This window comes from Streptomyces sp. NPDC060035, assembly GCF_042736635.1.
Lineage (GTDB): Bacteria > Actinomycetota > Actinomycetes > Streptomycetales > Streptomycetaceae > Streptomyces.
This window is the reverse complement of sequence record NZ_JBHWVO010000028.1, coordinates 39,265-53,720: the sequence shown is the minus strand read 5'-3', so window position 1 is coordinate 53,720 and position 14,456 is coordinate 39,265. Positions and strand designations below refer to the sequence as shown.

The 14,456-nt window shown below is 70.5% G+C and carries 13 protein-coding genes; 3 read left to right on the top strand and 10 right to left on the bottom strand.

Annotation, left to right across the window (positions count from 1 at the left end):
* The first annotated feature begins 43 nt into the window (after window positions 1–43).
* The 3 genes from ACFWBQ_RS32000 (at window position 44) to ACFWBQ_RS31990 (ending at window position 2,289) form a co-directional block, all read left to right on the top strand.
* Window positions 44–616, top strand: a complete 573-nt coding sequence (locus ACFWBQ_RS32000; protein ID WP_385504733.1) for a SigE family RNA polymerase sigma factor — start codon at window positions 44–46, stop codon at window positions 614–616.
* The gene (locus ACFWBQ_RS31995; RefSeq protein ID WP_385504725.1) at window positions 616–1,338 is read left to right on the top strand and encodes a hypothetical protein; all 723 of its coding nucleotides are present in this window, start codon (window positions 616–618) and stop codon (window positions 1,336–1,338) included. Before ACFWBQ_RS32000 ends, ACFWBQ_RS31995 begins: the two co-directional genes overlap by 1 nt.
* A 108-nt stretch (window positions 1,339–1,446) precedes the next feature.
* Window positions 1,447–2,289, top strand: a complete 843-nt coding sequence (locus ACFWBQ_RS31990; protein ID WP_385504719.1) for a pectate lyase — start codon at window positions 1,447–1,449, stop codon at window positions 2,287–2,289.
* Window positions 2,290–2,626: 337 nt separating this feature from the next.
* Here the strand turns inward: ACFWBQ_RS31990 and ACFWBQ_RS31985 are convergent, their stop codons facing one another.
* From ACFWBQ_RS31985 to ACFWBQ_RS31940, 10 genes are all read right to left on the bottom strand, one after another.
* Window positions 2,627–3,730 (bottom strand): pectinesterase family protein, encoded by a 1,104-nt coding sequence (locus ACFWBQ_RS31985; protein ID WP_385504708.1) that lies wholly within the window; start codon window positions 3,728–3,730, stop codon window positions 2,627–2,629.
* A gap of 104 nt (window positions 3,731–3,834) precedes the next feature.
* The gene (locus tag ACFWBQ_RS31980; RefSeq protein ID WP_385504688.1) at window positions 3,835–5,166 is read right to left on the bottom strand and encodes a polysaccharide lyase family 1 protein; all 1,332 of its coding nucleotides are present in this window, start codon (window positions 5,164–5,166) and stop codon (window positions 3,835–3,837) included.
* 47 nt (window positions 5,167–5,213) lie between these two features.
* A complete protein-coding gene (locus ACFWBQ_RS31975) occupies window positions 5,214–6,038 on the bottom strand; it encodes a rhamnogalacturonan acetylesterase (RefSeq protein ID WP_385504670.1) in 825 nt (274 codons plus the stop codon).
* A 178-nt stretch (window positions 6,039–6,216) separates the two neighbouring features.
* Complete coding sequence (locus tag ACFWBQ_RS31970; RefSeq protein WP_385504663.1) at window positions 6,217–7,551, bottom strand: ABC transporter substrate-binding protein; 1,335 nt, start codon at window positions 7,549–7,551, stop codon at window positions 6,217–6,219.
* Window positions 7,552–7,645: 94 nt separating this feature from the next.
* Entirely contained in the window at window positions 7,646–9,196 is a 1,551-nt protein-coding gene (locus tag ACFWBQ_RS31965; RefSeq protein WP_385504660.1) for a family 43 glycosylhydrolase, read from the bottom strand.
* On the bottom strand, window positions 9,193–10,020 hold the full coding sequence (locus ACFWBQ_RS31960; RefSeq protein WP_385504959.1) for a PmoA family protein: 828 nt from the start codon (window positions 10,018–10,020) through the stop codon (window positions 9,193–9,195). Before ACFWBQ_RS31960 ends, ACFWBQ_RS31965 begins: the two co-directional genes overlap by 4 nt.
* The gene (locus ACFWBQ_RS31955; RefSeq protein WP_385504655.1) at window positions 10,014–11,183 is read right to left on the bottom strand and encodes a Gfo/Idh/MocA family protein; all 1,170 of its coding nucleotides are present in this window, start codon (window positions 11,181–11,183) and stop codon (window positions 10,014–10,016) included. Before ACFWBQ_RS31955 ends, ACFWBQ_RS31960 begins: the two co-directional genes overlap by 7 nt.
* A complete protein-coding gene (locus ACFWBQ_RS31950) occupies window positions 11,180–12,532 on the bottom strand; it encodes a polysaccharide lyase family 1 protein (RefSeq protein ID WP_385504651.1) in 1,353 nt (450 codons plus the stop codon). The genes ACFWBQ_RS31955 and ACFWBQ_RS31950 overlap by 4 nt, the downstream gene beginning before the upstream one ends.
* Before the next feature lie 5 nt (window positions 12,533–12,537).
* A complete protein-coding gene (locus tag ACFWBQ_RS31945) occupies window positions 12,538–13,449 on the bottom strand; it encodes a carbohydrate ABC transporter permease (RefSeq protein ID WP_385504646.1) in 912 nt (303 codons plus the stop codon).
* Complete coding sequence (locus ACFWBQ_RS31940; protein ID WP_385504642.1) at window positions 13,446–14,378, bottom strand: carbohydrate ABC transporter permease; 933 nt, start codon at window positions 14,376–14,378, stop codon at window positions 13,446–13,448. The genes ACFWBQ_RS31945 and ACFWBQ_RS31940 overlap by 4 nt, the downstream gene beginning before the upstream one ends.
* Window positions 14,379–14,456: the final 78 nt, after the last annotated feature.

Here is a 14,456-nt window from a genome sequence, read left to right as displayed (position 1 = left end):
CGCCTTCGAGCGTGCAGGGATCCGAGTGCAGAGAGAGGTACCCGTGGGCACAGTCGTCGACGATGCTGCTGCTGCCGAGTTCCATGCGTTCTTCGAGGCGCACTACGCCGAACTCGCCCGGCTCGCCCATCTGCTGACCGGTGAGGCCGACGCGGCGGACGACCTGGCGGCCGATGCGCTGATGGCGCTCTGGCACCGCTGGGACCGGGTCAGGGGCGCCGACCACCCCGTCGCGTACGCGCGCGGGGTCGTCGCCAACCTGGCCCGTACGCGCATCCGCAGCGCCGTGCGCGAGCGCCGCAGGATCGCGCTGTTCTGGGCGCCGCGCGGGTCCGGGGACGGATACGCCGTGGACGACCCCGATGTGTCGGCGGTGGTGGACGTGCAGGGGGCCCTGCGCAGGCTGCCGTTCCGCAAGCGGGCGTGCGTGGTGCTGCGGCACGCTTTCGATCTGTCCGAGCGGGACACCTCGCTGGTGCTCGGGATATCGGTCGGTACGGTGAAGAGCCAGACCTCGCGCGGTGTGGCGGAGCTGCAACGGCTGCTGGGACCCGAGGTCCCGGCCGCGCAGGTGCAGGTGGCCGTCGCGGGGCAGCGCAGCGGAGGAAGGCACTGATGGACGACGACCTGCGCGAGCGGCTGCATCACGCCGCCACTTCGCACCGCCCCGACCGGGAGCGGATGCTGGCCCGGATCGAGCGCGGCATGACCGAGGAGCCGCCGGCCGGCCGGTCCCTGCGCGCACCGCACGCCGCGAAACCGTGGCTTCGGGTCGTGGGCGCGACTGCGGCGGTGTGCGGGGTGCTGGCGGTCGGCGCGGTCACCGTCGTATCGGCGGGGCAGGGTGAGCCGGACAAGGGGCGGGCGGGGCAGCAGGTGGCCGCCGATCCCGTGTCACCCGCTCCTGCGTCGCAGGCCCCCTCGCGGGGCGGTGCGCTGCCCGCCGAGAACGGGCCGCTGTGGTCGGACGGTTCGGTCGACCCCCACAGCAACAGGTACTGGGCGCAGAGCAATGTGACGCTCAGGACCACGCGGCCGCTCTCCGCGCTCACCGTCGAGCTCCGGGTCGCACTGAACGGCGGGGTGAACACCACGGGCTCCTGGCGCTCCCTGCCGGAGGAGGACTTCGTGGCCTCCGCACAGGAGGAGGACGGCTTCCTCGTCTACCGGTGGACGCTGAAGCCGGGACGGAACGTGCGGGCAGGTACGTACACCTTCGCGGGGCAGTACAACCACGCGGAGGGCGTCCGCGACGCCGGGCGGGACGACTACACGGCGCGGGCCCGCGCCGCCGGTGAACCGGCCTCGGTGGGCGGCGACTTCTCCGAGTCCCGCTGAGCGCGGAGCCCGGGGGAAATTGATCCGGAGCAGCGGCAACCCTTTCGCGGGGCGGTGGCGACCAAGAGGCGGAACACTCCCCCACCCCCTAGGAACGGAACACCGACTATGAGGGAACGAGCCGCACGCCGGCCCACCCACCGGCGCCGCCCCGGCCGCCGCCGCATGGCCGCCGCGCTGACCGCGGCGCTGGGTCTCACCGGCGCCGCCCTGGCCACCAACGTGATGCTCCAGCCGGCCGGCGCGGCCGCCGCCGCGGTGCCCGCCTGGCCCACGGCCAAGGGCAGCCAGGCCGTCTCGTCGACCATCGAGGTCTCGGGGACGTACGACGGCGGCCTGAAGCGCTTCTACGGGAGCGGCGACCTCGGCGACGGAGGCCAGGACGAGGGCCAGGACCCGATCTTCAAGCTGAAGGACGGGGCGACGCTGAAGAACGTCATCCTGGGCTCGCCCGCCGCCGACGGCATTCACTGCTCCGGCAGTTGTACGCTCCAGAACGTCTGGTGGGAGGACGTCGGCGAGGACGCCGCGTCCTTCAAGGGAACCTCGTCGGGTGCCGTGTACACGGTGAACGGCGGCGGTGCCAGGAAGGCCTCCGACAAGGTCTTCCAGTTCAACGGCGCGGGCAGTTTGACCATCACGAAGTTCCAGGTCTCCGACTTCGGCAAGCTGGTCCGTTCCTGCGGCAACTGCTCCACGCAGTACAAGCGCACCATCACCGTCAACGACGTCGATGTGACCGCGCCGGGCAAGTCCCTGGTCGGCATCAACACCAACTACGGGGACACCGCCACCCTGCGCTCGGTACGCATCCACGGCGACAGCAGCAAGAAGATCAAGCCCTGTGTCCGCTACACGGGCAACAGCACCGGCGCCGAGCCGAAGGAGACCGGCAGCGGCCCGGACGGCACGTACTGCCGCTACTCCTCGTCGGACATCAGTTACGACTAGGGTCTCCGTCGGGATCAGGCACAGGGGCCACGGTCCGCGCGGGCAGCGCCGGACCGTGGCCCTTCGCAGCCTCAGGGGCGATTGCCGAACCAGAACGGTTGCACCACCTGTGAGCACCGCTCGGCGGGGCCGGTCGGCCTCGTCGTCCTCGCCGTCGCCGTCGCCGTCGCCGAAATGTCGGACCTCACGCTCCTCCACTACGCTGCCGACTTCGAAACGATCACGCGCCGCACGGATCTGCGGACCCGTTGGCCCGCCGAACCCGGCACCGCGCAACGGGCCGGGCGGCGACCGGCCCGGTGTCCGGCCAGGCGTACCCGTTCGATGATCCCGACGGTCACACGCCGGGCCGCCAGTCGCCGAGGTAGTGGGCGAGGGTGTGCGAGCGGGCCTCGGACGCGCCGAGCTGGGGGCGGTTGCCGGGGACGGTGATGCGTGCGCCGGGACCGGTGTTGCGGTATTCAGCGAAGCGCTGGTCCTGCCAGGGGAAGCCTGCGGACATGGTGGCGTAGGGCGTGGCGGCGTCGATGCCCGCGCCGAGGTGGCTGTCGCGGACGGTCAGCATCGGCCGTGCGGTGAGGTCGGACGAGGGCACCCAGGGGCGGGCCAGTTTGTAGTACGCGTCGGGGGCGGTGCTGGTGACGCGGGAGCCGAGGACCAGGTAGCCGTGCGGGTTGGCACCGGCGGTGCTGGGCGCGAAGACGAAGCCGTACGGGGCCGATGCGAGGTCGGTACGGGTCAGGGTGCGGAAGTGGCAGCGGTCGTAGACGGCGGTGGCGCGGCCGAACACGAAGTCGACGTCACCCTCCATGAAGCAGTCGCGGTAGTACTGGCGGGCGAACGCGGTCAGGGAGAGCGAGTCGGCGTACAGCGTGTCCTGGTGGCCGAGGAAGCGGCAGCGGTAGAACGCCGAACGGTCGCCCTGGACCTTGATGGCGACGGCCTGGGTGCCGGTGTACTCGGGGTTGTCGGAGCGCAGCCAGTCGTTGGCGAAGGTCAGGTCGCGGGCGGTGAAGTCGGCGGCCTGGACCGTGACCGTGGCCGACCCGCTGGTGCCGTAGGTGCCCGAGCCGTCGGGCTTGGGGGTCCCGGCCGCGTTGTTGTGCACGATGACGGTGTCCCGCGGGTCGCCGCTCGCACCGATGAGGGTGAGACCGGCCCGGTCTGCCGTGACGGTGAGCGTTCCGCGGTAGATGCCGGGGGCGAGCACCAGGGTGTGCCCCGTACCGGTGGCTGCGGCCACGGCCGACCGGACGTCGGTGTGGTCGCCCCGGCCCCGCGGGTCGACGTAGAGCGTGCGGGAGTCCAGGCGGCGGGCCGGTGAGCCGTAGCGGCCGAACGGGCGGTGCCGCGCGGGCCGGGCGTGTGCGGTGGGTACACCGACGACGAGGGCGGCGCCCGCGCCGGCGAGCAGTGACAGCGCGCTGCGTCTGCTGGGCATGGCGGTACTCCTGACGTGGGAGGCGGGGAGTGGGGGCCGGAGCGGCTCTCTCCGGGGTGGTGGAGAGAATGCGGTGCCGCTCCGGCCGGTTCAGGGGTGCGTCCTCAGCGGCCCGATGCCTTGCCCGCTCCGGCCTTGAGGGCGACGAGCACGGGGACGACGAGCGGGTGGTCGACCTTCGTGCGCAGCTCGGGTGTCCAGCCGGCGCCCTCGGTGAGTTGCTCGGCGGGCACGCCCGCGTTGTGCACGGCGATCAGGTCGGTCTTCCGCCCGTTGACGTAGTTGTCGTCCGCGGTGAGCGAGGACTCGGACCACTTCTTGAGGATGGTCGCCTTGTCGAAGTCGCGGGTGACGGAGAACGCGTTGTGCTCGGCGACGAGCTTGGATTCGGCTCCGATGCCGTACGAGTAGCCGTAGGCGGCGCCCTCGGTGGCGACGAAGTGGTTGTTGTACGAGTCGACCTGGCCGAAGCGGACCCGGGGCGCGCGCTCCTTCACGTCCTTGAAGAGGTTGTGGTGCAGCGTGACGCGGAGCTTGCCGCGGTCGCTCGCCCCGGCGCCGTCGCTGTTGCCGATGAGCATGGTCTTGTCGTGGTCCTTGAGGACGTTCCACGAGACGGTGACGAGGTCGGCGCCGCGGACGATGTCGAAGAGCCCGTCGTGCTGCTGGAACACCTGGCCGAAGTAGTGGGGCTGGTCGGCGTCGGGCCGGTCGCCGTCACTGAAGGTGTTGTGGTCGACCCAGACGTGGGTGGAGCCGTAGACGACGAGGTTGTCGTACTCGGAGTTCCAGGCGCCGTTCGCCCCGTCGGTGGGGTCCCACTGGGGGAAGCAGTCGTAGGTGTCCTCGAAGGCGATGTTGCGGATGATGACGTTGGAGACGCCCTTCACCTGCAGGCTGGCGCCGATGATCGTCGCGTCGTTGCCGACACCGACGAGCGTGGTGTTGGACGGGACGTTCACGTTGACCGCGGCCGCCTGCAGCTTCGCGGAGGCCACGCGGGCGTCCTCCAGCGGACCCGACGGGACCTCGGCCGTGCCCCAGACCGCGGGGTCGTAGGCCGCGAGGTAGTTCTCCAGGGTGTAGCCGTCCTGCTCGTACTCCTCGCAGCCGATCGGGGTGCCGTTGACGTCGGAGTTGCCGTGGATGGTGCCGGCGATTCTGATGATCTTGGGGGCGTCGCCCGCGTCCTCGAAGGCCGCGATGAGTTCGGCGCGGTTCGTGACGGTGTAGATGTGATCGGGAGTGGCAGTCGAGCCGCCCGTGGTGGAGCCCTCGGCCGCGGCCCAGCCGTCGCCTGCGGGAAGTACGGCGCGCTCGATCCCCTTGCCGTGGTGGTGCGCGGCCGCCTGGGCGGGGACGCTCACGGCGAGGGCCAGCGAGGCGCAGCCCAGCACCACGGCGGTGGCACGGGCATGAGACATGCGTGCGGGCATGGCGAATCCTTAACTGTCGTACGGGAGAAAGATGATGATGAAGCGGTTCAGGCCTGCGGCCAGGTGATCCACTCGACAGGGACCGGCTCGTCGAGACGGCGCAGGTCCCGCGCGGCGAGCACGCGCTCCTCGCCGAGGGCACGGGCGATCGCCCGGGCCACGTCGATCGCACCCGCAGGCCTGAAGTGGGTGTTGTCCTGCTTGCCGTCCGGGTAGTTCGGGGACTCCCCCGGCTCCAGCCGGTTGAAGAAGGGTTCGGTCCCGTCCGGGCCGAGCTCCTGCCAGCGGGCGAGGGAGAGCGCCTGGAGGTCGAGCAGCGGCACATGCTCCTCGGCCGCCAGGGCGCGCATGGCGGCGGGGTACTCGCCGTGGGTGGGCCGGGCGGTGCCGTCGGCGGCGAAACGGCGTCGCTCCACCGGGGTCAGCAGCACGGGCTCCGCCCGGCGGTCCCGTGCGCCCTTCACGTACTGGCGCAGGTACTCCTGGTACGTGGTGTACGGGTCGGTGCCGCGGGCCGGGTCCTCCGTCTTCTCGTCGTTGTGCCCGAACTGGACAAGGACGAGGTCGCCCGGCCGGACGCCGTCCAGGAGTGCGGTCAGGCGGCCTTCATCGATGAAGCTCTTGGAACTCCGGCCGTTCACCGCGTGGTTGGCGACGGTGAGCGCACGGCCGAGGAAGAAGGGGAGGGCCATGCCCCACCCGGTCTCGGGCGCGGCGTCGGCGTATTTCTGGGCGGCCGTGGAGTCCCCCGCGATATGGAGCGTCCGGGGCCGCGGCCTGCCCCCGCCGCCGTGTGCGAGCGCGGGGGTGGCGGTGAGTGCGAGCGGCAGCGCGAGGAGCGTGGCTGCCGCCTGCCTGCGAGTGAGTGACACAGCGTGACTGCCTCTCTCGTACGCCGCGCGCGTCCGACGTACTCGTACGACGTACCGGACGTGCTCGACGTACCTGACGTACCTGACGTACAAGGGGAGAGGGACCGGCGGCGGGGCGCGACCCGAACCGCCGCCGGTCCCCGGTCACCGGGGTGCCGACCGTGGCGAGACGGTCGGATCAGCCGTTGCCCAGTTCCTTCCACTCCTGCTGGGCGGTGTTCAGCTCGCCGGCCATCTTGTCCAGGAACTCCTTGGCCGTGACCTTGCCGAGCAGCAGCTTCTGGAACTCCGGCTCGTTGTCCGCCTTGCTGATGTTGTTCCAGTCGGGCAGGTAGTACGGCAGCTGAACGATCTTGGTGGAGCCGTCGGTGAGCGCCTTCGCGGCGAGCGCCGTCGGCTCGCTCTTGGTGATCCAGGGGTCCTTGGCCGCCTCGGTGTTGGCCGGGATGGCGCCCGCGGCCTCGTTCCACTTGCTGTTCGACTCGTGCGAGGCGGCGAACTCGATGAACTTCCAGGCCGCCGTCTTGTTGTCGCCCGCCCGGAACAGGCCGAGTCCGTCGACCGGGTTGGAGACCTGGACGCGGGTGTCACCCTCACCGATCGGCGCGGGGATGCCGGCGAACTTCTCCGCCCCCAGAGCCTTCAGGTGGTCCTGGTAGGAACCGAGGTTGTGGCTCAGCATGCCGATGGTGCCGGTGTCCCACTGGGCGACCATCTTGGTGAAGTCGTTGTTGACGTCGGCGGCGGGCGTCGTCTTCTTGAACAGGGCGGCGTACTTCTCCAGCGCGGCGACGTTCTTGGGGTCGTTGAGCGTCGTCTTGTCGCCGGCCCAGAAGTCCGTGATGCCGGACTGACCGTAGACCGCGTCCAGGGCCTGCGCGATGGAGCCGGCGCCGCCGCGGATGGTGTAGCCGAACTTGTTGTTCTTCGCGTCGGTGAGCTTGTCGGCGGCCGCGTAGAAGTTGTCCCACGTGGTGGGCGCCGGAAGGTTCGCCGCCTTGAACAGGTCGGTGCGGTACCAGAGCGCACCGTTGTTCGCGGAGGTCGGCACGCTGTACAGGTCGTCGCCCCGGCCGCCCGCGACCTTGACGCTGTCGACCATGCCCTCGACCAGCTTGCCGTTCAGCGACGACTCCTTGATCCGGTCGGTGACCGGCTCAAGGGCTTCCTGCGACACGATGTTGGCGAGGTATGCGGTTCCGACACCGCCCACGTCGGGCAGGCCTCCGCCCGCGATCGCCGTGTCGTACTTGGACTGGACGTCGGCGATCGGGATCGGGACGTACTTGACCTTGATGTCCGGGTACTTCTTCTCGAAGTCCTTGATGATCTCGGTCCAGATGGCGGTGCGCGGACCGCCGTTGTTGTCCCAGAAGGTGATCTCGCCCGAGCCACTGCCCTCCTTGCCGGAGCCGCTGCCGTCATCACCGCACGCGGTGGCCGTCAGGGCGAGCGCCGCCGTGAGGGACATCGCAGCCATGGCGCGCCCCCGCTGCGTCTTCGAGATAGTCATCGTCGGCTCTTCTCTCTCGGTACTGTCGGTGAAATCGCTGGTGTCGCAGGTGCTGTTCGTTACGTCCGTGGGGGGCGGTCTGTGGTGTGTACGGTCAGCCGCTGGTACGGAATGCGGTGAAGGCAGCCGTTCCGGCGGGGCCCGTCCCGGCCGGTGCGGTGGCGAAGAGGCCGAGCAGCGAGCCCACCCAGCGCCAGGGGGTGGCGGCGAAGACCTGGCCCGAGGGCCGGAATCCGTCGCCGGTGTCGGCGAAGAAGCGGCAGCGGGCCCCCGTGGTGACCTCGATGCTGAGCCGGACCCGCCCCTCGGGTGCCGCGCGGGCATGTGCGGCGTCCCGTTCGTGTTCGGCGACGGACTCGGCGTAGCGGTGCACGAGCCGGGCCGTTCCGTCATCCCCGGCCTCCAGCCCGATCCAGCTGAAGGCGTCGCCCAGCACCGCGAGTCCGGCCTTGGCACCGGGCTCCCGGCTGTTCAGCGTGAGGTCCACCTCGATGCCGAACTCCTCGGCCGGCAGCCGCTGGACCAGGACGTTGGGCAGGACCCGCAGATCGTGTGCGTACGCGGTCCTCACGCAGCTGAGCCGCAGCCCGTCACCGGCGTGCTCGACGGTCCAGCCGGGCCGGGGGGCCGCCGTCCACTGCCACTGTCTGCCGTATCGCCCGCCGGGGAAGTCGTCGCCGGAGGCCGGCGCCTCCACGGGTTGTTCGGGCGCCTCGGGCTTGGTGTGTACGGCGACGGGTTCTCCCCCGTCGCCGATGACCGGCCAGCCGTCGCCGTCGGCGGGCCAGCTCATGGGCTGGAGATGGACCACCCGCCCGTAGGCCCCCCTGGACTGGAAGTGCAGGAACCAGTGGGAGGACGGGGAGGAGGGGCCTTGTGCGGTCTCCACCCAGGCGCCCTGGTGCGGCCCGTTGACGTCGGTACCGCCCTGGGCCAGGACGACCTTCTCCTCGTACGGGCCGAAGAACTCCCGCGACCGGAAGGCACCCTGCCAGCCGGTCTCCACTCCGCCGGCCGGGGCGAAGATCCAGAAGTATCCGTCGTGGCGGTAGAGCTTGGGCCCTTCCAGGGTGAACCAGCCGGGGATCGTATCGGCGTCGACGAGGGTCTTGCCCTCGTCGAGCAGCTCGCGTCCGTCGGGGCTCATCCGGTGGCCGGTGAGCCGGTTCTTGATACCGGAGCGGGACTTGGCCCAGGCGTGCACGAGAAAGGCCTCGCCGGTCTCCTCGTCCCACAGGGGGCAGGCGTCGATGAGCCCCTTTCCCGCCTTCACGAGGTGCGGTGCGCTCCACGGGCCGCGGATGTCCTCGGCGTTGATCTGCTGGATGCCGTGGTCGGGGTCGCCCCAGAAGATCCAGAAGCGTCCGGCGTGGTGCCGCAGCGAGGGGGCCCACACCCCGCAGTCGTGGCGGGGCACGGCGAAGTCGGCGGCCGGTTCGAGGCGTGCGAGCGCATGGCCGATGAGACTCCAGTTGACCAGGTCGCGCGAGTGCAGCAGAGGCAGTCCGGGGACCCGGCCGAAGCTGGACGCGGTGAGGTAGTAGTCGTCACCCACCCGCACGACGTCCGGATCGGACCAGTCGGAGTTCAGGACGGGGTTGCGGTACGTGCCGTTGCCGAGGTCCGCGGTCCAGGGTCTGCTCACGCGGTCACCACCTTGCGGACGTAGCCGGCGGCGGTCTCCCTGTCGAGCGTGCCGTCGGCGATGACGGTGACCACCCGGCGTACGACGGTGGCACCGGCTGCGACGGGGAGCCGCCGGTCCGCAGCGAGGGAGGATCCGACGCCCGGGTACTCGGTGGTCCGTACGAACCATGGATCGCGCCGGGTCTCGTCGGTCGCCCCGGCGAAGACGAGGGTCCAGCCGTCACCGGTCAGGGCCAGCCAGTCGGCGGCCCTTCCGTGCACCGCCTCCTCGCCGTCGAGGGTGCCGCTGAACACGCCGGGCGGGGTGGGCTCCTTGGGGGCGCGCCAGAAGAAGCCGCCGTATCCGGCGCCGGGGCGGCCGTTGGTGGCGGGGCTGCCGATGGAGAGGTCCGTGCTGCCGCGGTTGGCCAGCGAGAAGGAGAAGTCCAGCGCCCAGGCGGTGTCGGAGAGTTCGCTGACGGCGACGGTCCGGTGCTCGCGCAGCAGCTCGGCGCCGTCGGCCTCCCAGCTGAGCTCCTCCACGAAGCCGTCCGGGTCGCGGAGCTTCCAGCCGAGGTGGCGCTGGACCCCGTGGTTGTCGAGCTCGGTGGGGCCCTGGTCGCGGACGAAGGTGCGCCCGCCCCAGAAGTTGTGTCCGGCCACGTCGGGGACGGCGACGGAGGCGCCCAGGTGGTGGATGTGGTCGGCGGGGCGTTCCTCGGTCACGGGGGTGCCCGCCAGGGTGGTGACGGGGTGGAGGTAGGGGCGGCCGTCCGTCCCGGGCCGGTAGCTGTAGCGGCCGACGGGGCGTCCGGCGCAGCTGAGGAGTGCGGTGGTCACGATGTGCTCACCTCGCTGGGTTGCGCCCAGGGGGCGCCGAGTTCGGAGAAGAGGGTGAGGGTGTCGGCCCCTGCGGCGACCATGGCGTCGATGCCGCGCACGATGCGCCGCACCCCGCCACCGGTCTCCGCGGGCCGGGTGTCCCAGGCGCCGGCGGGCAGCGCCGTGGGTTCCGGGGCGGTACGTACCGCTTCGACGACCCGCATGAACGCGCCGGTGCGGTGGGGCGGCACGATCAGATCCGTGCCCCGTACCAGGTGGTCGACGAGGTTCTCCAGGAGGTCGGTCCTCCCGTGCACGGCTTCCTCGGGACCGTGTCCCGCGCGCTGGACGAGGACCCGGTCCTGCTTGTACCAGAAGGTGATGCGCCCCCGGTCGCCGTGGACGATCACATAGGGCTCCCCGGCCTGCTCGGCGCAGAGGGTCACCGCGGCGGTGACCGGCAGCCCGTCGGTGGTGGTGACGCGGACACAGCTGGTGTCGTCCGCCTCGATGTCGTGGGCACGGAACAGCTCGGTCTCGATGGATGCCACGTCCTCGGCGGTGCCCCGGTCGGCGAGTTCGAGCGCCGTGGCGAGTGCGTGGGCCAGGGGGTTGGTCAGCACACCGTCGACCACATCCGTGCCGCCCAGCGTGCGGCGGCCGGCCCAGGGCGCCCGCCGGAAGTAGGCATCGTCGCGGACCCAGGCACCGGCGGCACCGATGCCACGTACGTTCCCGATGGCTCCGGAGCGTACGAGTTCCTTGATGGCGGGCACGGCGTGCGAGCCGAAGGACTGGAAGCCGACCTGGCAGGCGATGCCGGCCTCCCGTACACCGTCGGCCATGCGGGCGTAGTCGGCCCAGGTCGCGGCGGGCGGCTTCTCCAGGAGGAGGTGGACGCCGCGGGCCGCCGCGGTCAGGGCCAGAGCGGTGTGGGTCGGGATGGGGGTGCAGATGATGGCGGCACGGGCCCCGGTGGAGTCCAGGAGCGCCCCGAAGTCGGCGGACTGTTCGGGCATCTCACCGACGAACGCGTCGAGTTCGCCGTCGGTCAGCGGGTTCAGTTCGCAGATCCCGGCCAGCCTGACGAGGCCCTGGTGCTGGAGGCGGCGCATGTTGGCGAGGTGCCAGCGGCCGTGGCCCCGGGCGCCGGCCAGGACGAGGGGCAGCGGTGTCGTGGTCATCCGGCCCTCCCTGCTCCGGCCCCGCGGGCGACGTCGGCGGCGGCGCGTTCGGCGCTGTCGACCGGGCCGTGCAGGGCGGGTGTCCAGCCGGTGTCGGCGGCGAGATCGGTCTCGCTGCCGGAGTTGTAGGCGTTGTAGATGGAGACCAGGTCGACGGGGAAACCGTTGAACACGGTGCCGCGCTGGGTGAGGGCGCTGCCGTTCCAGCTCTTCAGCAGGTCGGCGACCTCGACGTGGCCCGGGCTCTCGAAGGAGTTGTTCTCCGCGACGATCCGGGACTCGGTCGAGACGCCGAGGGAGTAGCGGTAGTCGCCCTCCCCGGGGATGACGTAGCGGTTGTTGTAGAGGTGGACCTGGCCGAAGCGGACGCGGGGTGCGCGCTGCACGACGGAGTGGAACTCGTTGTGGTGCAGGGTGACGCGGAGCTTGCCGCGGTCGGTGGTGACGCCGTCGCCGTTGCCGATGAGGATCGCCTTGTCGTGGTCGGCGAACCGGCTCCAGGAGACGGTGACCAGATCGGAACCGTTGGTGATGTCGAGCAGCCCGTCGTGGCGCAGGTAGTTGCGCCCGAAGTAGGTGGGTTCCCGGTCGTCCGCGTGGCCCTTGTCGCTCGCGGTGACGTGGTCGACCCAGACGTGGGTGGCGCCGCGCAGCCACAGGGTGTCGTACGCGGTCTTCCAGTCGCCGAGTCCGCCGGTGTTGGGCTGCCAGACCGGGAAGCAGTCGTAGGCGTCGCGGAGTTCGAGGTTGCGGACGATGACGTTGTCGGCGTCCCTGACCTGCAGGCTCGCACCCTTGAGCACGGCACTGCGACCGACGCCGACGAGCGTGGTGTGGGAGCCGACGAGCAGCTCGACGCGTTCGGCCTGGCGGGCGGCGGACGCCTTGCGGGCGTCCTCCTGCGGCCCTGCGGGCTTGGCGCCGCCCCAGGTGCGGGGATCGTAGGCGGCGAGGTAGGCGTCGAGGCCGTAGCCGTCGGTGGCGTAGTCGGCGCAGTCCAGCCGCCGTCCCTGGTCGTCCGTGTTGGCGTCGATGGTCCCGGCGACACGGATGATCTTGGGTGCGGAGCTGCCGCCGTCGAGCGCGGCGACGAGCTGGGCCCTGTTGCGCACGGTGAACACGTGCGCGTCGTCGGCTGCCGAGCCACCGGTGGTCCCGGTGCCTTCGGCGGCCCAGCCGTCGTCGGCGGCGAGGACCTCCCGGCCGAGGTCCCGGCCGGCGGCGGGCGACTGCGCCGCCGGGGCCGGGGTGGCGGCCTCGGCGCCCGGCTGGAGGGCCAGGCTGCCGAGGAGCAGGGCGAGCGCGGCGGCGGCGCGGCGCGCAGCGCGGGGGCACAGGCGTGCGGTCATGTCCATCACCCCTTCACTGCGCCGGCGCTGAAGCCGGTGATGAGCCACTTCTGGATGAAGGCGAAGACGATCACCACGGGTACGGCGGCGATGACACCGCCGGCGGCCAGCGCCCCCAGGTCGACGCTGTCGGCGCCGATCAGGGTGTTCAGACCGACCGGGATCGTCTGCTTGTCCTGCTCGCTGAGGAACATCAGGGCGAACAGGAAGTGGTTCCAGCTGTGGACGAAGGCGAAGGAGCCGACGGCGATCAGTCCGGGGCGCAGCAGCGGCAGGACGACCGCACAGAAGGCCCTGAAGCGCGAGCAGCCGTCCACCCAGGCGGCCTCCTCCAGGGAGACCGGCACGTTCTTGATGAAGCCGCTGATCAGGATGATCGACAGGGGCAGCTGGAAGACGGTCTCCGCGATGACGACGCTCCCGAGGGAGTTGATCATCTGGAGGTTCTTGAAGATCTCGAAGAGCGGTACGAGCATCAGCGCGCCCGGGATGAACTGCGAGCAGAGCAGCGCCAGCATGAACGCGCTCTTGATCTTGAAGTTGAACCGGGCCAGGGCGTAGCCGCCGGCCAGCGCGACCAGGGTCGTGGCGATCAGCGTGCAGACACCGACGATCATGCTGTTCTGGAAGAAGAGCGCGAAGCTCCGCTCGTTCCAGACCTTGGAGAAGTGCTCCCCCGTCATCGGCCAGGGCACCAGCGAGGTGGAGCCCGCCGGCCGTACGGCGAACAGGAACATCCAGTAGAAGGGGATGAGCGTGAAGAGCAGGTAGATGCCGAGCGGCACGTAGATCTGCCAGCGCGGTACGTCGTCGAAGGCACGCTCGCGCTTGGTGCGGCGGGGCGAGGAGGGCGGCGGGGCGCTGTGTCGCACAGACCGTCCCGGGGCGCTGTTCTTCTCTGCGAGTGCGGCAGTCACTTGTGGTCGCCTCCGAACTTGCTCAGGCGCAGATAGACGATCGAGCAGAAGAGGAGGATCACGAAGGCGACGGTGGTGAGCGCCGAGGCGTATCCGAAGTCGTGGCCCTCGATGCCGGTATTGGCCACGTAGAGCGGCAGGGTGGTGGTTTCGCCTGCCGGTCCGCCGCCGGTGAGGGTGTAGAGGAGGTCGACGTTGTTGAACTCCCAGACACCGCGCAGCAGCGTGGCGAGGATGATCGCGTCCCGCAGGTGCGGGAGCGTGATGTGGAAGAACTGTCGCAGCCGGCCCGCGCCGTCGACCGATGCCGCCTCGTACAGCTCCTTCGAGACGGACTGCAGGTCGGCGAGGATGAGGATGGCGAAGAAGGGGACACCGCGCCAGAGTTCGGAGACGGTCGCCGCCCAGAAGACGGTCCCGGTGTCGGAGAGCACCGAGGTGCCGTATTCGCCGATTCCGGCGTCCGCGAGATAGCGGCTGAAGCCGGTCGAGGAGTTGTAGAGCAGGATCCAGATGGTGCTGGTCAGCACACCGGAGACGGCCCAGGGCGAGAAGACCATGGCGCGCGAGATGCCGCGGCCGATGAAGCTCTGGTTGACGATCAGGGCGAGCGCGAGACCGAGCGCGAGCTGCAGCGTGACCTGGGTGAAGACCCATTGGGCGCTGAAGCCGAGCGTCGGCCAGAACTGCTCGTCCTCGGTGAAGATACGGGTGAAGTTGTCGAAACCGGCGAAACCGTTCCGCCACGGCTTGGTGACGTTGTAGTTCTGCAGGCTGTAGTAGAAGACGCTGATCACCGGATAGGCGATGAAGCCCAGCATCAGCAGGCCCGCGGGCGCTATCAGCAGATACGGCAGGCGGCGGGGGGTCGCCGAGCGGCGCCGGGGCGCCTTGGGCGGCGGTGTGGCCACGGCTGCGGATTGGGCCATGACACGTCTCCGATCTCTGGGAAGTGCTGGATGTGCCGTGCGTTCATGCGTGTGCCGTGCGTTGGTGCGTGTGCCGTG